Origin of the sequence: Serratia sp. HMSC15F11 (assembly GCF_001808215.1) — a bacterium.
Lineage (GTDB): Bacteria > Pseudomonadota > Gammaproteobacteria > Enterobacterales > Enterobacteriaceae > Serratia > Serratia nevei.
Genome location: NZ_KV792395.1, coordinates 94,133 through 111,782, shown reverse-complemented (window position 1 = coordinate 111,782; position 17,650 = coordinate 94,133). Strand labels below are relative to the sequence as shown.

Here is a 17,650-nt window from a genome sequence, read left to right as displayed (position 1 = left end):
CCGGCGGCCGCGGGGAGAGAACCGATGAGTGTGGAGATCAATCAGGCGGTCGCGCAGAGCGGCCGGCGCAAGTTCAAATCGCTGCGCTGGTGGATGCTGGCGCTGTTCTTGCTGGGCGTCACGGTCAACTACATCACCCGCAACTCGCTGGGCATTTTGGCGCCGGAGCTGAAAACCAGCCTGAACATGAGCACCGAGCAATATGCCTGGGTGGTGGCGTCGTTCCAGCTGGCCTACACGGTGTTTCAGCCGATCTGCGGCTGGCTGATCGACGTTATCGGCCTGAAGATGGGCTTTCTGATCTGCGCCGGCATTTGGGCGGTGGTATGCATGCTGCACGCCGGCGCCGGCAGCTGGCTGCAACTGGCCATTCTGCGCTTCTTCATGGGGGGCGCGGAGGCGGCGGCCACCCCGGCCAACGCCAAGGCGATCTCCGACTGGTTCCCGAAGAAGGAGCGGCCGATCGCCGCCGGCTGGGCGGGCGTCGGTTTCTCCATCGGCGCCATGCTGGCGCCGCCGATCATCGTCATCGCTCACGTCTCCTTCGGCTGGCAGGGCGCCTTCCTGTTCTCCGGCGGGCTGGCGCTGATCTGGGTGGTGCTGTGGTGGCTGTTCTACCACTCGCCGCAGCAGCACCCGAACCTCAGCCAGCAAGAGCTGGATCTGATCCGCGAAGACAACGAGCCGGTGCTGCCGAAGCTGCCGTTCCTCACCTCGCTGGCCAGCCTGTGCAAGAACAAGAAGTTCTACGGCATCGCCATCCCGGCCTTTCTCGCCGAACCGGCCTGGGCGGTGTTCAGCTTCTGGGTGCCGCTGTACCTGGCCACCGAACGCGGCATGGATCTGAAACAGATTGCGATGTTCGCCTGGTTACCGTTCCTGGCGGCGGATATCGGCAGCGTCGCCAGCGGCTATCTCACCACCCTGTACCGCAAATGGTTCGGCTGCAGCCGCGTCAACTCGGTGGTTGCCAGCTCGGTGACCGGCGCTTTCCTGATGGTGTCGCTGGCGTTCGTGGCGATCGCTCAAGATCCCTATGTGGCGATCGCGCTGATCTCGATCGGCGGCTTCGGCCACCAGGTGATCTCCTGCATGCTCAGCGCCTTGGTGGTGGAATCGTTCGATAAAAACCAGATGGCGACGGTCAACGGCATGCGCGGCTCCAGCGCCTGGATCGCCAGCTTCCTGTTCACGCTGCTGATCGGCGCGGTATCCGACACCATCGGCTTCAACCCGCTGTTCATCGCCATGGGTTTCTTTGACCTGATTGGCGCCCTGTTCCTGATTGCCCTGATCGCCGAACGCGGCGGTAAGAAAACACCTTCACACAGCTAAGTGGAATGCTTATGAAAACCTTGAAAAACTGGACGTTGGCGGCGCAGCATGCCGACCACGTTGAGCTGCTGGTCGATGAACGCCACCGTTTCTGCCTGTACGTGCTGGAAAACGATCTGTTCCGCGTGTTGATCAAACGTGAGGGCGGGCTGGCGCTGGATCGCACCTGGAGCATCGCGCCGCAGGAGGATGTGCCCTGGGAGGGGCGCGATCGGCTCAGCGTCGCCGGTTTCAGCCTGCCGGGCTATCAGCTGCGCCAGGAGGGCGATCGGCTGGTGGTCAGCACGCCGCGGCTGCGCGTGACGGTGCATCAGCCGCTGTGGCTGGAATGGGAGCACTGCAACGCCGCCGGCGAATGGCGGCCGCTGGCGGCGGACCGGCCGACCAGCGCCTACCTGCTCAATGCGCACGGCGACGGCGTGGCGCACTACCAGCGGCGTTTTGCCGATGAGCGCTATTACGGCCTGGGGGAGAAAGCCGGCGATCTGGAGCGCACCGGCCGCCGCTTCGAGATGCGTAACCTGGACGCCATGGGCTACAACGCCGCCAGCACCGATCCGCTGTACAAACACATTCCGTTCACCATTACCCGTGGGCCGGAGGCGAGCTTCGGCCTGTTTTACGACAACCTGAGCAGCTGCTGGCTGGATCTGGGCAATGAGATCGACAACTACCACGCGGCCTATCGCCGCTATCTGGCCGAAGCGGGCGATCTGGATTACTACCTGTTCCTCGGGCCGAAGGTATTGGACGTCACCAAGGCCTTCGTGCGCCTGACCGGCCGCACCCACTTCGGGCCGAAGTGGAGCCTGGGCTACAGCGGTTCGACCATGCACTATACCGACGCGCCGGACGCCCAGCAGCAGCTGCAGCAGTTCATCGCGCTGTGCCGTCAACACGCCATTCCCTGCGACTCCTTCCAGCTGTCGTCGGGCTACACCTCGATCAACAACAAGCGCTACGTGTTCAACTGGAATTACGACAAGGTGCCGCAGCCCAAGCAATTGAGCCAGGCGTTTCACGACGCCGGTCTCAGGCTGGCGGCCAACATCAAGCCGTGCCTGCTGCAGGATCACCCGCAGTATCAGGCGGTGGCGGCGCAGGGGCTGTTTATCCGCGATTCGCAAAGCGACGCACCCGAGCGCTCCAGCTTCTGGGATGACGAGGGATCGCACCTCGACTTCACCAACCCGGCGGCGGTGCGCTGGTGGCAGCAAGGCGTCACGCAGCAGCTGCTGGAGATGGGCATCGACTCGACCTGGAACGACAACAACGAGTACGAAGTGTGGGACGGCGAAGCGCGCTGCCACGGTTTCGGACGGCCGATCGCCATCAAGCACATCCGCCCGGTGATGCCACTGCTGATGATGCGAGCCTCGATGGAGGCCCAGCAGCGCTTCTCGCCGCAGAAGCGGCCGTACCTGATCTCGCGCTCCGGCTGCGCCGGCATGCAGCGCTACGTGCAGACCTGGAGCGGCGACAACCGCACCAGCTGGCAGACGCTGCGCTACAACATCCGCATGGGGCTGGGCATGAGCCTGTCCGGGCTGTATAACCTCGGCCACGACGTCGGCGGTTTCTCCGGCGACAAGCCGGACGCGGAGCTGCTGGTGCGCTGGGTGCAAAACGGCGTGATGCATCCGCGTTTCACCATTCATTCCTGGAACGACGACGCCACGGTCAACGAGCCCTGGATGTACCCGGCCGCCACCCCGGCGGTGCGTGAGGCGATCAACCTGCGCTACCGGCTGCTGCCGTATTTCTACACCCTGCTATGGCAGGCCTGCGCCGACGACGAGCCGATGCTGCGCCCGACCTTCCTCGATCATGAACTGGATGCGCGCACCTTCGGCGAGAACGACGATTTTCTGATCGGCCGCGATCTGCTGGTGGCCAGCGTGGTGGAGCCGGGGCAGCGCCGGCGTTCGGTGTATCTGCCGGACAACGGCGAAGGCTGGTACTGCTTCTACAGCGGCCAATGGTTCGGCGGCGGCCAGACGGTGACGCTGGCAGCGCCGCTGGAGCGTCTGCCGCTGCTGGTGCGCGCCGGGGCGGCGCTGCCGCTGTCGCAGCGGCTGGCGCATGTGGATGTGGCCGCCGACGATCGGCGCGAGCTGCGGCTGTTTCCGCTCAAGGGCTGCGGCGCAAGCAGCGGGCTGCTGTTTGAGGACGACGGTGAAAGTGAAGGCTGGCGGCAGGGCGATGCGCTGTGGCTGCGCTGGGAAATGCGCTGCGACAATCAGCGCATCATGCTGGATATCACGACGGAAGGGCGTTTCCGCCCGGCCTGGCGCACGCTGGCGCTCAGCCTGCCGGAAGGCGAAACGCGCGCGCTGTGGGTGAACGGCGAACCGGGCGAGCGTTTTACGCTGGAGTAGGGGCTACTCGGCCGCGCGTTTCTTGCGCGGCTTCTTGGCGACGGTGATGGTTTTCACCTCGCTTTCCACCCAGCCGTCCTGCAGGCGGGTTTTCAGCAGTTCGCCGACCTGCGCCTGTTTGGTGGTTTTCAGCAGCTCGCCGCGCGGGGTTTGCGTCACGCTGTAGCCGCGCGCCAGCGTCGCCAGCGGGCTGACGGTTTCCAGCTGGCTGCAGGCCACGCCGAAGCGCTGGCGGTAGGCGTTGAGCTGCCGCTCCATCGCCTGCTGCAGACGGTATTCCTGCTGCTGTACGCGCTGTTGGTAGCGGTGAATGCGGCCCTGCGGCTGCACCTGCGCCAGCCGCTGCTGGGCGCGTTCGCTGCGGCGGGCGGCCAGGCGCAGCTGTTGCTGCATGCCGTCTTCCATCCGGCGCTGCAGCTTGAACAGCAGCGTCTGCTGGCGCGCCAGGCGCAGATGCGGATGCTGCTGCTGTAAACGGTGGTGAATGCGGGTGAACTGCTGCTGGCGCTGCGCCAGGTAGTAATCCATCGCCATCTCCAGCCGCTGCTGCTGTGACTGCAGCTGGCGCAACAACTCAAGCTGATTGCGGCTGACCAGTTCGGCGGCGGCGGAAGGGGTCGGCGCGCGCAGATCGGCGACGAAATCGGCGATGGTGACGTCGGTTTCATGGCCGACTGCACTGACGATCGGAATGCGGCTGGCGAAGATCGCCCGCGCCACGCGTTCGTCGTTGAAGCTCCACAGATCCTCCAGCGAACCGCCACCGCGGCCGACGATCAGCACGTCGCATTCGTCGCGGCGGTTGGCGGTCTCGATGGCGCGCACGATCTGCATCGGCGCTTCCGCGCCCTGCACCGAGGTGGGGTAGATGACGATCGGCAGCGACGGATCGCGCCGCTGCAATACCTGCAGAATATCGTGCAGCGCCGCGCCGCTGGCGGAGGTGATCACCCCGACGCGTTTGGCCGGTGCGGGCAGCGGCTGCTTGAATTGCTGATCGAACAGCCCTTCGGCGCTCAGGCGCTGTTTCAACTGCTCGAACTGTTGCTGTAGCAGGCCGTCGCCGGCGGGCTGCATGCTCTCGGCGATCAGCTGGTAGTCGCCACGCGGTTCATACAGCGTGATGCTGGCGCGCACCAGAACCTGCTGGCCGTTTTGCGGCCGGAAGGTGACGCGGCGGTTGCTGTTGCGGAACATCGCGCAGCGCACCTGGGCGCGGTCGTCTTTCAGCGTGAAATACCAGTGGCCGGAGGCGGGCTGGGAGAGGTTGGAGATCTCGGCGGAGAGCCAAATCTGCCCCATTTCCATTTCCAGCAGTTGGCGAACCGTCTGATTGAGGCGGCTTACGGTAAAAATGGAAGGCGAAACAGGTAGCGTCATGTGACCCAGATCAAATTTCAAAACAATCACTTAATTGGTCGATACTACATGGCTGAAAAAGGTAATCAAGACTTTTTGTAAGAAAGTGCTGGAGGCAACCGATTCCGCTCTGTATAATGCCGCGGCAATATTTTATCTTTTTCACAGCCCACCCTGGTGAGATATTGCCCATGCTACGTATCGCTAAAGAAGCTCTGACGTTTGACGACGTCCTCCTGGTTCCAGCCCACTCCACGGTTCTGCCTAACACCGCAGAGCTCGGCACCCAACTGACCAAAACCATCCGCCTGAACATCCCTATGCTGTCCGCAGCCATGGATACCGTTACCGAATCCGGCCTGGCCATCGCGCTGGCGCAGGAAGGCGGCCTGGGCTTCATCCACAAAAACATGTCTATCGAGCGCCAGGCTGAAGAAGTCAGCCGCGTGAAGAAGCATGAAAGCGGCGTAGTCACCGACCCGCAGACCGTTACCCCGGCCACCACGCTGCAGGAAGTGAAAGAGCTGACCGCGCGCAACGGCTTCGCCGGTTACCCGGTCGTCACCGAAGACAACGAACTGGTCGGCATCATCACCGGCCGCGACGTGCGCTTCGTGACCGATCTGAGCCAGCCGGTCACCGCGGTCATGACGCCGAAAGATCGCCTGGTCACCGTGAAAGAAGGTGAAGCGCGCGACGTGGTGCTGCAGAAGATGCACGAGAAGCGCGTAGAAAAAGCGCTGGTGGTGGACGACAGCTTCCACCTGCTGGGCATGATCACCGTTAAAGACTTCCAGAAAGCGGAACGCAAACCGAACGCCTGTAAAGACGAGCACGGCCGTCTGCGCGTGGGCGCGGCGGTCGGCGCCGGCGCCGGCAACGAAGAGCGAGTTGACGCGCTGGTGGCGGCAGGCGTTGACGTTCTGCTGATCGACTCCTCGCACGGCCACTCCGAAGGCGTGCTGCAGCGCATCCGCGAAACCCGCGCCAAATACCCGGATCTGCAGATCGTCGGCGGCAACGTCGCGACCGCAGCGGGCGCCAAAGCGCTGGCTGAAGCCGGCGTGAGCGCGGTGAAAGTGGGTATCGGCCCTGGCTCTATCTGTACCACCCGCATCGTGACCGGCGTGGGCGTACCGCAGATCACCGCCATCGCCGACGCGGTGGAAGCGCTGGAAGGCACCGGCATCCCGGTTATCGCCGACGGCGGCATCCGTTTCTCCGGCGACATCGCCAAAGCGATCGCCGCGGGCGCATCCTGCGTGATGGTCGGCTCCATGCTGGCGGGCACCGAAGAATCCCCGGGCGAAATCGAGCTGTATCAGGGCCGTTCGTTCAAATCTTACCGCGGCATGGGCTCACTGGGCGCGATGTCCAAAGGCTCTTCCGACCGTTACTTCCAGACCGATAACGCCGCCGACAAACTGGTGCCGGAAGGTATCGAAGGCCGCGTGGCCTATAAAGGCATGCTGAAAGCCATCGTGCACCAGCAGATGGGCGGCCTGCGCTCCTGCATGGGCCTGACCGGCTGCGCCACCATCGACGATCTGCGCACCAAGGCGGAGTTCGTGCGCATCAGCGGCGCCGGCATTCAGGAAAGCCACGTGCACGACGTGACCATCACCAAAGAGTCGCCGAACTACCGCATGGGCTAATGCCTTAACCTCTCCTGAGTGAGAGGCCGGGGTGGGGCGCTAAGCCCCATCCCGAAAACATACATTTTCGCTCTTTTTCTCTTGTTGCTGGAATTCGCCTCACATGACACAAAATATCCATAAGCATCGCATCCTCATACTGGACTTCGGTTCGCAATACACCCAACTGGTCGCCCGCCGCGTGCGCGAAATCGGCGTTTACTGCGAACTGTGGGCCTGGGACGTTAGCGAAGAGCAGATCCGCGAATTCAACCCAAGCGGCATCATCCTGTCCGGCGGCCCGGAAAGCACCACCGAAGCCGGCAGCCCGCGCGCCCCTGACTACGTGTTCAACGCCGGCGTGCCGGTACTGGGCGTGTGCTACGGCATGCAGACCATGGCGATGCAGCTGGGTGGCCATGTGCAGGGCTCCAACGAACGCGAGTTCGGCTACGCGCAGGTGGAAATCGTCAACGAGAGCGCGCTGCTGCGCGACATCGAAGACGCCATCAGCCCGGCCGGCAAACCGCTGCTGGACGTGTGGATGAGCCACGGCGACAAAGTGACCGCGATCCCATCCGACTTCGTGACCGTCGCCAGCACCGACACTTGCCCGTTCGCCATTATGGCCAACGAAGAAAAACGCTTCTACGGCGTGCAGTTCCACCCGGAAGTGACCCACACCCGTCAGGGCCAGCGCATGCTGGAGCGTTTCGTACTGGACATCTGCCAGTGTGAAGCCCTGTGGACCCCGGCCACCATCATCGAAGATGCGGTCGAGCGCATCCGCGAGCAGGTGGGTGAAGACCACGTGATCCTCGGCCTGTCCGGCGGCGTTGACTCCTCCGTGACCGCGATGCTGCTGCACCGCGCCATCGGCAAGCGTCTGACCTGCGTGTTCGTCGACAACGGCCTGCTGCGCTTGAACGAAGCCAAGCAGGTGATGGAAATGTTCGGCGACCACTTCGGCCTGAACATCGTGCACGTCGAGGCGGAAAACCGCTTCCTGACCGCGCTGGCGGGCGTCGACGAGCCGGAAGCCAAGCGTAAAATCATCGGCCGCGTGTTCGTTGAAGTGTTCGACGAAGAAGCCTGCAAGCAAGAGCAGGTGAAATGGCTGGCGCAGGGCACCATCTACCCGGACGTAATTGAATCCGCCGCTTCCGCCACCGGCAAAGCGCACGTGATCAAGTCGCACCACAACGTGGGCGGCCTGCCGAAAGAGATGAAGCTGGGCCTGGTCGAGCCGCTGAAAGAGCTGTTCAAAGACGAAGTGCGCAAAATTGGCCTGGAACTGGGCCTGCCGTACGACATGCTGTACCGTCACCCGTTCCCGGGCCCGGGTCTGGGCGTGCGCGTGCTGGGCGAAGTGAAGAAAGAGTACTGCGATCTGCTGCGCCGCGCCGATGCCATCTTCATCGAAGAGCTGCACAAAGCCGACCTGTACAACAAAGTCAGCCAGGCGTTCACCGTGTTCCTGCCGGTGCGCTCGGTCGGCGTGATGGGCGACGGCCGCAAATACGACTGGGTGGTCTCCCTGCGTGCGGTGGAAACCATCGACTTCATGACCGCGCACTGGGCGCATCTGCCGTATGACTTCCTCGGCCGCGTGTCCAACCGCATCATCAACGAAGTGGACGGCATCTCCCGCGTGGTGTACGACATCAGCGGCAAGCCGCCGGCGACGATCGAGTGGGAGTAATCCCGCGTCCGGCGTAGGCTGGCGTCAGTGAACCGCACATGAGAACCAAACCCGCTTAACGGCGGGTTTTTTTATGCCCGATGTTTGGCGCCCTGTGCCGTAGACGGCCTCCGATCCGCAAGAGGGCTGGGTTGAGAGAGGCGCGAATGGAGAGGACAGCCCGCACGGAGCCGCCTGCGCTTTGCTTACGGCTCATTTTCTGAGGCGCGGCGTTTTCCATCTCGGCTTTGCGCCTATCCGCAGAACGGTATTCTGCAACCACGCGCACTTCGCCGGTGCGATGATGTCGTCGGATAACGGGGCTTTATTCACCGTATCCGCCGGGCCGCGGCATAATGAATTGCCGTATTGAGGCGCGTCGACTCATCGGCATCGGGCGATGGCGTAGCTAATTAATCCTCTGCGAAAATAAAAGGACTCCGTGCGCCCTTTTATGGGATTTTTCTGAAAGACTTGGTCTGACGAATAAATATATCAGAAGGATGCGATGAATTAGTCTATTTCTTATTTTATAAATCTTTCCTTCTGTTTTTATTGAGGAAATCAGCGGTTTTATTGTATTTAATAACCCTTCTCAAGGGCGATTCCTACGTTTTATCGGCATTCATTGCTTGGAGTTGAAATTCTAATTATATGATTTCTCTTGTCTTTTAATTATTGTCGTAACATAAAGTGCGAACTGTGTAATTATCTGGCATTTGATATTTTCTAAGCTATCTACATAGGCTACTCTAAATGTAAGGGTATTAAAATGCACCGCCGAGAGGGAGGCAAACGATTTATCAACGGATGCCAGGACATGCTTTCTTTTGACTGCTTAGTTGCACAACGTCAGGATGGATATTGGTCAAGATGAAAGAGACAGGAAAAGCCTTCACCAGGGAAAAGCTTTATAAGAATTATACCAATAACGTCATAAGGAGGATGTCTACCCAAAAAGAAGTATCTCTCTGTCAATCAATTATAAAAGGTTCATCGTTTTTCACATTCTAATCCTAATTGCATGATTGCGGCAGCGCTTTGTTTTTCATTTTAATGGATAAAAGCCCAATGAGCAGGTTGTTTGAGGGTGGGTTTTGTTAGGGCATGGATGTCATTATGAGTTACCAGCATAGTATTGTGGTCGAGCTAGTTAATTTGATCGAGATGAATATACAGCATGATCTCTCGATAGAAAAGTTATCGGATTTGTCTGGTTATTCGAAATGGCACTTGCAAAGAATGTTTCAGCGTTATACGGGAATGAAAATAGCGACGTATATTAGAAATAGGCGTCTGAGCAAGTCTGCCGTCATGCTCAAACAGTCTGATTTAAAAGTATTGGAAGTGGCTACTGCTATCGGCTTTAGCTCCCAGCAGGCTTTTAGCCGCGCCTTTCAACGCTTTTTCGGTGAAAGCCCAAAGGACTTTAGAACGAGCCAGGAATGGGACTTTTCCAAACATCTCCCTCCCTTTTTAATACAAAATCCGTCAGCATATCATTTTATCGAAATGCCCAAGAACATATACCTGCTTAAGGGATATAAGTTTTTTCTCTATCATTCGATGAATGCTTCCAGTTCTGGAGGAGAGGAGCGACAGAAATACGGCAGCCGCACAGGGAAAAATACCGATACGTCAATGCGCACGGTAAAGTTGGCTTCATCCGGTTGGGAAGTAACGCTCAGCAAAGGGTACTACGAGACACGCAATCTGACGTTGATAAGAGGGCAGTATTTGTTGTTCGAGTTTAACGGCAGGTTGAACGAATACCTGGTTTTTTTTGACAGCATCTATGACGCCTATCTTCCTTTGCTTGGCGTGCGAATAAGAAACGGCTTTTTAATTGAGTTGCATAAAGAAAAGAATTTTCAATACGCGGAAATTAACGTCAAAGTGTTGATTTATATTGGCAAGTCTTGACGCTATTCGGGCAGTAAAACAGAGGGATTATCCCAAGGAAAAGGAGGTGCTTATCAGGGTGATCAATTAGCGCTCGGGCTGTTGCCGTTTTTATCTCTATCTATTTTAATTTTAAAAGGAAGTCAGTTATGACTAGTTCTAGTTTGAACACGTTCCCTGTGGGCTATGAGTATGTCAATTTTGTTAATTGGTCAAAAGAAATCTCCGGCAATCATATTCTGACCTGCTATCCACAAAATACGGATGAGCTCTTGGCCGTAATTAACTGGGCGCATGAGAATAAATATTGCGTGCGTCCGGTTGGCATCAAGCACAACTGGTCCCCGCTCGTTATTGCAAACGGGGAGGATAACAGCAATGTCGTGCTGATCGACCTCACCAGGAAATTCAAAAACATCTCAATCAATAAAGTGGGAGAGCATGGATACGTCACCGCGCAAACGGGGGTGACAATGCAGGCTTTGCTCACTGAATTAGAAAAAAAGAAACCCGGCTTTTACGCGACGCCGGCGCCTGGCGATCTGACCCTGGGCGGCGTGCTCGCCATCGGCGGCCATGGAACCTGCATTCCGGCAAAAGATGAGCCTCTGGCTGAGTTTGCCAGCTTTGGTTCCGTGAGCAATAGCGTGGTGTCGCTAAAAGCTGTCGTCTGGGATCAGGCGCGGTCGAAGTATGAATTAAAGGAGTTTACGCGTGATAATGCGGAGAGCTCGGCATTCCTGGTGCATGTCGGCCGGGCTTTTATCAGCGAAGTGACGCTGCAGGTGCCGCGCAACCGGCGTTTACGCTGTCAAAGTTATGTTAATGTCACCGCGGCGGATCTTTTTTCCACTGCAAGCACGACAAAAAATACCTTCAGCCATTTCTTGGATCTGTGCGGGCGCGTTGAAGTCATTTGGTTCCCGTTCACGGAAAAACCATGGCTGAAAGTGTGGAAGCAAGAAGACAGCTTCCCAAAAGTGTCAAAACCGGTTAATGGTCCATTTAACTATCCGTTCTCGGATAATTTGCCGGTTAAAATTTCCGATATCATTAAAAAAATCAATAATGGTCATCCGGAGCTGACCCCGACACTCGGCAAGGCGCAGATGGAGTTGGTCAGCATTGGTTTAGGGGCCACCGTGTCGGCGGATCTGTGGGGGTGGAGCAAGGATCTGCTGTTGTATGTGAAGCCGACAACGCTGCGCGTGACGGCCAATGGTTACGCGATAATCACGAAGCGGAGCAATATTCAAAACGTATTGCACGATTTCACGAAAAAATATGAAGAAATGGTGGCCGATTACCAGAGCAAGAATTCATTTCCGATGAATGGCCCGATTGAAATTCGCGTCACCGGATTGGACAATGCAAAAGAGAGCGCGGTGGCCAATGCCATTGCTCCCGATCTTTCGGCCATTCGCCCCGTTGAATCCCATCCGGAATGGGATGTCGCGATCTGGTTGGATATTCTGACCATGCCCGATACGCCGGATGCCAATAAATTCTACAGTGAAATGGAAAAATGGATTTTTAGCCACTATGCGGGCGACTATGCGACGGTTCGCGTAGAGTGGAGTAAAGGCTGGGGTTATACGTCACAGGCCGCGTGGCAGGATAAAACCGTACTCGAAGAAAACATTCCGCGCAGCTTTAATGCAGGGGCAGGGAACAATGACAGTTGGAATCATGCCTGCAACGTGCTGAATAAGTACGATCCGCACAACGTGTTCTCCTCTCCATTGACCAAAGCGGTTTTCAAACAGAAGAGTTAGTGAGTGCGTAATTGAAATAACCACCTGATTGGGCAGGTGGTTAGCATCATTAACCTTTCAGAGGGAGCCGCTTGTTTTCAAGCACCCCATTCTTTCTCGTAATGATATTCGATACGGCTTGCATCCCCGCCCAGCAGGGAGCCTACGGCTGCAACGCTTTTAAATGCCGCATAGCCAAGCGAGTCCGCGACATTATGAACGGCGCCCAAGCCAAAACCGATCGCGTTGAACCCTTGGCCTACGGAAGAGATCAATCGGGTATTAAGCGCATCATTGGCCAATTTTACGGTATCAATGATAACATCGCCGGCAAATCCTGATACAAAGCTTGCCGTATCGGAAATAATCCCCGCACCAGAAACGATTTCGATCTCTGCAGTATTTAGCTCTTTCATAGTAAATCCTTTCAACTTTATCCCTATGCCTCAGGAACGAAACGTAAAGCGTTTCGCCGCTTAATTCTCGCAGCCTCTGTGAATGACGGCTTGATGAGAATACGCTTAGATTAAAGAGGTCGGCGTTGAAATATGCAACTCATAACGCCGTCGCTAATATTAGGGTCGCACTTTTTGTGACGTTTCAGCAGTTTTGTGTTTTTTTAAGATTATTATTACTTGTGGGTTTTGCCAACAAAGACTAAATCTAAATAAGCGCCGTGTTGGGCCAGGGAAAAGATAAAAATGAACGGTGTCGTTATATATGGAGAGGTCAGAATTTGTTTAGGGAAGAGGCCTTATCGCACAGTCGTTCTAAATGGGCAGGAAAAGCATTGTTAATTGCAGGGTTGCCGGCCTGGGTCATCGCGGGCATTTCACTTTCATTCGTTTCTGTGCTGATCATTTTCGTGACCTATGGCGGTTATACCCGGCGTATCAGCGTGGGCGGAGAGGTCACGACGCTGCCAAGATCGGTCAACATATTTGCTACTCAGCAGGGATTCATTGCACAACGCTTTGTCAATGTGGGCGATCAGGTAAAAAAAGGGCAGCATCTTTATCAGATAGACGTCAGCAGGGTGACGGATTCCGGCACCGTCAGCGCAAGCACGCGGCAGGCGATAGAAAATCAACTGGCGCAGGTCGATAGCATCATCGCCAAATTGGAGGCGAACAAGAAAACGACCCTGGTCAATCTGCAAGCGCAGATTGACCAATATAAACTGGCGCACAGCCAGTCCAAACAGATGGTCGAAAATTCACGCAACGGCGTTAACTTCATGCGCGAAACCATGAAAAATTACGATGAGTATCGCAGTAAGGGGCTCATTAATCGGGATCAGCTGAATAACCAGGTTTACCTCTACTATCAGCAGCAGAGTACGTTCCACAGTCTCTATAACCAAAGCATTCAAGAGTCTTTGCAGATAACTAACCTGAATAGCGATCTCGCGACAAGAGCGTCCGATTTCGATAATCAAATCTCACAATATCAATTTCAGCGCAATGATCTCCTGCGGCAGCTGGCCGAAGCGGACGCCAGCGGCTCGTTGATTGTCAATGCGCCGGCGGACGGGCGCGTTGAATCGCTCAGCGTGACGCCTGGGCAAATGGTCAATACGGGAGACAGCCTGGCGCAATTAATCCCCAGTAATCATGCCATCTATTATTTGGTTTTATGGTTGCCCAACAGCAGCGTGCCTTACGTGAGCCGAGGCGATCACATCAACGTTCGCTATGACGCCTTCCCGTATGAAAAATTTGGTCAGTTTCCCGGCGTGATCGAAAGCATCGCTTATGTTCCCGCATCGATTCAGGAAATGTCCACTTACAGCAGTTCGCCAACTCGACAATCGGCTGAACTGGTTGAGTCGTACTACAAAGTGCTGGTGGCTATCGATAACACGCAGTTTGGCTATCAGGGAAAGAAGCTGAACCTTTCAAGCGGCATGAAGGCGCAAGCCACGCTTTTCCTGGAAAAAAGACCTATCTACCAATGGATGTTCGCGCCATTTTATGACATGAAAAACAGTGTGTCGGGGCCACTTCGTGAATAAAGTTTATGAGAATATCGTTGGCAAGCTGAACCTGTCGCTCAGAAGAAAAGTGCCGCAGGTCTTGCAAACGGAGGCCGCCGAATGCGGGCTGGCCAGTTTAGCGATGGTGTGCGGCTATTACGGCATGCACATCGATATGCTGTCGATGCGCCAGAAGTTTGATATCTCGGCCCGCGGCGCCACCCTGAGCTCGCTGATCGCGATCGCCGAGAATCTCAATTTGAAAACGCGGGCTCTATCCTTGAGCCTGGATGAGATTCACCAGGTGAAAAGGCCCTGCATATTGCACTGGGATATGAATCACTTTGTGGTCCTGGTCAACATTCGCGGTGGACGGATAACCCTGCACGATCCGGCATTTGGCCGCCGGGTTATCGGCCTGCAGGAGTTTTCCCTTCATTTTACCGGAATCGCTTTAGAGGTATGGCCAAGCAGTGAATTCACGCCTGTGGTGCAGAAAAATCGCCTGCACTTTAGAAAACTGCTCAGCAATGTCACCGGTCTTAAAAGCGCGCTGGTAAAAATTTTCGCGCTGTCGCTGGTCATTGAGGCCGTCAACCTGCTGATGCCCGTCGGGACTCAGTTGGTGATGGACCACGTCATCCAGGCCGGCGACCATAATTTATTGGTCATTATTTGCGTCGGTTTACTGTTTTTTATCTTGTTCCGCACCTGCGTTTCGATGTTTCGCTCGTGGATCTCCATCGTGATGGGCGCGCTGATCGATATACAGTGGAAATCAGGGCTGTTTGATCATCTGATGAAGCTCCCGCTTGCCTATTTTGAAAAGCGCAAGCTGGGTGATATTCAATCGCGCTTTGGCTCGTTGGACGCCATTCGCACCACGTTTACCACCAGTATCGTTTCCAGCATCATTGATGGCATCATGTCGGTCGGCGTATTTATCATGATGTTCATGTACGGCGGCTGGCTGGTGTGGGTAGCCTCCGGCTTTACGGTCTTATATGTTCTGCTGCGCCTTTCGACCTATCGCTATTATCGGCAAGCGTCCGAGGAGCAATTGGTGAAGTCGGCGAAAGCCAGCTCACATTTTATGGAGACGCTGTACAGCATCGCGACGCTGAAGTCGTTGGGGTTGGCGGGAACGCGTTCGCAGTTCTGGTTAAATTTAAATATCGATACGGCAAACGCCAATATTCGGGTAACGAAGCTCGATATGTTCTTTGGCGGCGTGAATGCGTTTCTTGCGGCCTGCGATCAAATCGTTATCTTGTGGTTGGGCGCGTCTTTAGTGATCGACAGTCAAATGACATTAGGCATGTTTGTCGCCTTTAATGCCTATCGGGGGCAATTCTCCGATCGCGCGTCAAATCTTATCGATATGGTCATTCGGCTGCGAATGCTGAATTTGCATAATGAAAGGCTGGCGGACATCGTGCTTTCTACGACAGAGGAAGAAAAGCCCTATCGCAAGATATGCAATCCCAACGAGGCGGTGACTTTTGAAGTGCGCGATCTGCTTTATCAATATGACAGCCTTTCGCGCCCAGTGATCCCCGGGCTCAGCCTGCAGATCGCGGCGGGAGAAAGCGTGGCGATCGTCGGGCCTTCAGGCGTTGGCAAAACCACGTTGATGAAGCTGATGTGCGGGCTGTTGGAACCGACGGAAGGGCGCTTGTTTATCAACGGCATTAACATTCATGATATCGGCATTAATAATTATCGGGAGTGCATCGCATGTGTATTGCAAGAAGATAAACTGCTTGCCGGTTCAATTGCCGAGAACATATGCAGTTTTGATGCTCATCCCGATACGGAATTTATCGTTGAATGCGCCAAGCATTGCAATATTCACGACGATATTATGAAAATGCCGATGGGATATGAAACCTTGGTGGGCGAATTGGGGGGGAGCCTTTCCGGCGGGCAAAAACAGCGGGTTCTTATCGCCCGCGCGTTATATCGAAGGCCCAGTATTCTGTTTATGGACGAAGCCACCAGTCATTTGGATCTGGACAATGAAAAAAGGGTGAACGAAGCCATATCCTCGTTGAAAATGACCCGCGTTATCATTGCTCATCGGCCATCGACGATTGCATCGGCAGATCGGGTAATTACTTTGCAGCCTGTAAATGCAATGGCGTAATTGTTTGATGAAATATAAAATTTTATATTTATTTCATCTTTAATTAAGATTTTCGTTATTGAATTAATTTATCGAGCGCCTTATACCTAAAGCGTGAACCGACGGTTCATAAAAAGCAGTATTTTAAATTGATTCTTTTTAGTGAATGGAGATGAAAAATGAGAGAATTAAATTCAACAGAAGTTCAGCAGGTGAACGGCGCAACGATTGGCCTGGGTCTGGCTATTATCGGCAAAGTGATTAACAGCTGGGGAAACGCGTGGAATAATGCCTGGGGCGATTGCACGCCAAAACCGCCGGTATGTAAACCTGAGCCGCCGGTTTGCAAACCAGAACCGCCTAAATGCGATTAATCGTATTTAGATAACGCCACGTAAAATGCGGCAGGCTTAATGTTTTATTCATTGAGCCTGCCTTATTGCTGGCGGATAACCTGCGCCATCTGTGTAGTTAACTTGCCCCCCACTGCGTCAACAGCGCATGCAGCCTGGCCGGTTCCAGCGGCTTGCGCAGCACCAGATAGCCTTCCTGCTCGGCCTCTTGCAGAACTTGCGAGTTGAACTCGCCGCTGACCATGGCGCCGCTCACGTCCGGCAGGCGTTCGAATAAGGTCAGGGTAACTGATGACGAAAAGGGGGCGCTGGTAGATAGGGCGGATTCGTCTCGCTTGCCTATACCATCTTTTGTTTTCACAGAGGATTTTTCTTTATATGGCTATGCTATTTTCTGCCTCGCTTCAATCATGAGGTTTGAAGCAGATTATTGTTTTTGGTCTAAATATAGACTATATTCAGACCTTAATATGATTGGTAGCGCTTGGGGGCACGATGAAAGTAGAGACCATCAGCTACGTTAAAAAAAACGCGGCCACGCTCGATCTCTCTGAACCTATCCTGGTCACGCAAAATGGGGTTCCCGCCTACGTGATAGAATCCTATGAGCAGCAGCAGGAGCGAGAGAACGCCATTGCTCTGTTGAAATTGCTGACGCTGTCAGAGAAAGATAAAGCGGAAGGGCGCGTGTTCTCAAAGGAACAGCTGTTGGATGGGCTTTAAGCATTACAGTGCTCAACATTAAAGGATTGCAATGGAACAGCAGGTGACCTTTGAGTACACGCTTACGGTAAGGCACTGTATCGACACAATAGTGAACCATCTCCGTCGCGTTGATGTCGAACCACGCCCAGTGATTGCAGATATTCTCACTCAGTTTGAGCGCATCGTTGGCCAGTTTCCACAGGGATGCCAGATTTGCCCCGAGCTGCTGAAAATCGGCTGCGCAAAGTACCGGGAGTTTAACCACCCTGAAGGTTACCGGGTTTTGTATTCTGTCGACGGAAGGGTGGTAACAGCACATGCGATTTTGTCACATCGGCAGGACATTCAGCAGCTGCTGTTTAAGCGTCTGATCATGGCCTGATCGCCCTCAATATGCGCTAGCCGGCCCCCCACTGTGTCAACAGCGCATGCAGCCTGGCCGGTTCCAG

General features: G+C 55.4%; 14 protein-coding genes. 11 read left to right on the top strand and 3 right to left on the bottom strand.

Annotated elements, in window-relative coordinates; translation table 11 throughout:
- Window positions 1–24 precede the first annotated feature (24 nt).
- Both HMPREF3138_RS03110 and HMPREF3138_RS03105 read left to right on the top strand, forming a co-directional pair.
- Entirely contained in the window at window positions 25–1,335 is a 1,311-nt protein-coding gene (locus tag HMPREF3138_RS03110) for an MFS transporter (RefSeq protein WP_033648908.1), read from the top strand.
- An 11-nt stretch (window positions 1,336–1,346) separates the two neighbouring features.
- On the top strand, window positions 1,347–3,713 hold the full coding sequence (locus HMPREF3138_RS03105) for a glycoside hydrolase family 31 protein (protein WP_038872492.1): 2,367 nt from the start codon (window positions 1,347–1,349) through the stop codon (window positions 3,711–3,713).
- 3 nt (window positions 3,714–3,716) lie between these two features.
- On the opposite strand, the gene xseA is transcribed toward HMPREF3138_RS03105, so the two are convergent.
- Window positions 3,717–5,093 (bottom strand): exodeoxyribonuclease VII large subunit, encoded by a 1,377-nt coding sequence (xseA, locus tag HMPREF3138_RS03100; protein ID WP_038872505.1) that lies wholly within the window; start codon window positions 5,091–5,093, stop codon window positions 3,717–3,719.
- Window positions 5,094–5,263: 170 nt separating this feature from the next.
- On the opposite strand from xseA, the gene guaB reads away from it, so the two are divergent.
- The 4 genes from guaB (at window position 5,264) to HMPREF3138_RS03080 (ending at window position 12,064) form a co-directional block, all read left to right on the top strand.
- Window positions 5,264–6,727: an IMP dehydrogenase gene (gene guaB / locus HMPREF3138_RS03095; protein WP_038872489.1), complete on the top strand. Its 1,464-nt coding sequence runs from the start codon at window positions 5,264–5,266 to the stop codon at window positions 6,725–6,727.
- Between the two features lie 103 nt (window positions 6,728–6,830).
- A complete protein-coding gene (guaA, locus tag HMPREF3138_RS03090; protein WP_021504498.1) occupies window positions 6,831–8,408 on the top strand; it encodes a glutamine-hydrolyzing GMP synthase in 1,578 nt (525 codons plus the stop codon).
- Window positions 8,409–9,506: 1,098 nt separating this feature from the next.
- On the top strand, window positions 9,507–10,310 hold the full coding sequence (locus HMPREF3138_RS03085; RefSeq protein ID WP_033644341.1) for a helix-turn-helix domain-containing protein: 804 nt from the start codon (window positions 9,507–9,509) through the stop codon (window positions 10,308–10,310).
- A 128-nt stretch (window positions 10,311–10,438) separates the two neighbouring features.
- A complete protein-coding gene (locus tag HMPREF3138_RS03080) occupies window positions 10,439–12,064 on the top strand; it encodes a cholesterol oxidase substrate-binding domain-containing protein (RefSeq protein ID WP_070558783.1) in 1,626 nt (541 codons plus the stop codon).
- Window positions 12,065–12,141: 77 nt separating this feature from the next.
- Here the strand turns inward: HMPREF3138_RS03080 and HMPREF3138_RS03075 are convergent, their stop codons facing one another.
- A complete protein-coding gene (locus tag HMPREF3138_RS03075; RefSeq protein ID WP_079007635.1) occupies window positions 12,142–12,459 on the bottom strand; it encodes a hypothetical protein in 318 nt (105 codons plus the stop codon).
- 320 nt (window positions 12,460–12,779) lie between these two features.
- Between HMPREF3138_RS03075 and HMPREF3138_RS03070 the strand changes: the two genes are divergently transcribed.
- The 3 genes from HMPREF3138_RS03070 (at window position 12,780) to HMPREF3138_RS26090 (ending at window position 16,517) form a co-directional block, all read left to right on the top strand.
- Entirely contained in the window at window positions 12,780–14,057 is a 1,278-nt protein-coding gene (locus HMPREF3138_RS03070; protein ID WP_033644082.1) for an HlyD family secretion protein, read from the top strand.
- Complete coding sequence (locus HMPREF3138_RS03065; protein ID WP_033644081.1) at window positions 14,050–16,164, top strand: peptidase domain-containing ABC transporter; 2,115 nt, start codon at window positions 14,050–14,052, stop codon at window positions 16,162–16,164. The genes HMPREF3138_RS03070 and HMPREF3138_RS03065 overlap by 8 nt, the downstream gene beginning before the upstream one ends.
- 158 nt (window positions 16,165–16,322) lie before the next feature.
- On the top strand, window positions 16,323–16,517 hold the full coding sequence (locus tag HMPREF3138_RS26090; protein ID WP_139145115.1) for a hypothetical protein: 195 nt from the start codon (window positions 16,323–16,325) through the stop codon (window positions 16,515–16,517).
- A 97-nt stretch (window positions 16,518–16,614) separates the two neighbouring features.
- Here the strand turns inward: HMPREF3138_RS26090 and HMPREF3138_RS26085 are convergent, their stop codons facing one another.
- Window positions 16,615–16,857, bottom strand: a complete 243-nt coding sequence (locus HMPREF3138_RS26085) for a hypothetical protein (RefSeq protein WP_139145114.1) — start codon at window positions 16,855–16,857, stop codon at window positions 16,615–16,617.
- A 134-nt stretch (window positions 16,858–16,991) separates the two neighbouring features.
- Here HMPREF3138_RS26085 and HMPREF3138_RS03060 point away from each other — a divergent pair, with 134 nt between their 5' ends.
- Both HMPREF3138_RS03060 and HMPREF3138_RS03055 read left to right on the top strand, forming a co-directional pair.
- Window positions 16,992–17,219 carry a type II toxin-antitoxin system Phd/YefM family antitoxin gene (locus tag HMPREF3138_RS03060; RefSeq protein ID WP_038872484.1) on the top strand — a complete coding sequence of 76 codons (228 nt, stop codon included), beginning with the start codon at window positions 16,992–16,994 and terminating at the stop codon, window positions 17,217–17,219.
- Between the two features lie 31 nt (window positions 17,220–17,250).
- The gene (locus HMPREF3138_RS03055; protein ID WP_038872483.1) at window positions 17,251–17,583 is read left to right on the top strand and encodes a type II toxin-antitoxin system RelE/ParE family toxin; all 333 of its coding nucleotides are present in this window, start codon (window positions 17,251–17,253) and stop codon (window positions 17,581–17,583) included.
- The last annotated feature ends 67 nt before the right edge of the window (window positions 17,584–17,650 follow it).

What these genes read in the sequence shown, in the direction of transcription:
- HMPREF3138_RS03055 (WP_038872483.1), top strand. Translation starts at nt 17,251, where the DNA reads ATGGAACAGCAGGTGACCTTTGAGTACACGCTTACGGTAAGGCACTGT.
- HMPREF3138_RS03075 (WP_079007635.1), bottom strand. Translation starts at nt 12,459, where the DNA reads ATGAAAGAGCTAAATACTGCAGAGATCGAAATCGTTTCTGGTGCGGGG.
- guaB (WP_038872489.1), top strand. Translation starts at nt 5,264, where the DNA reads ATGCTACGTATCGCTAAAGAAGCTCTGACGTTTGACGACGTCCTCCTG.
- HMPREF3138_RS03110 (WP_033648908.1), top strand. Translation starts at nt 25, where the DNA reads ATGAGTGTGGAGATCAATCAGGCGGTCGCGCAGAGCGGCCGGCGCAAG.
- HMPREF3138_RS03105 (WP_038872492.1), top strand. Translation starts at nt 1,347, where the DNA reads ATGAAAACCTTGAAAAACTGGACGTTGGCGGCGCAGCATGCCGACCAC.
- HMPREF3138_RS26090 (WP_139145115.1), top strand. Translation starts at nt 16,323, where the DNA reads ATGAGAGAATTAAATTCAACAGAAGTTCAGCAGGTGAACGGCGCAACG.
- HMPREF3138_RS03085 (WP_033644341.1), top strand. Translation starts at nt 9,507, where the DNA reads ATGAGTTACCAGCATAGTATTGTGGTCGAGCTAGTTAATTTGATCGAG.
- HMPREF3138_RS03080 (WP_070558783.1), top strand. Translation starts at nt 10,439, where the DNA reads ATGACTAGTTCTAGTTTGAACACGTTCCCTGTGGGCTATGAGTATGTC.
- HMPREF3138_RS03060 (WP_038872484.1), top strand. Translation starts at nt 16,992, where the DNA reads ATGAAAGTAGAGACCATCAGCTACGTTAAAAAAAACGCGGCCACGCTC.
- xseA (WP_038872505.1), bottom strand. Translation starts at nt 5,093, where the DNA reads ATGACGCTACCTGTTTCGCCTTCCATTTTTACCGTAAGCCGCCTCAAT.
- guaA (WP_021504498.1), top strand. Translation starts at nt 6,831, where the DNA reads ATGACACAAAATATCCATAAGCATCGCATCCTCATACTGGACTTCGGT.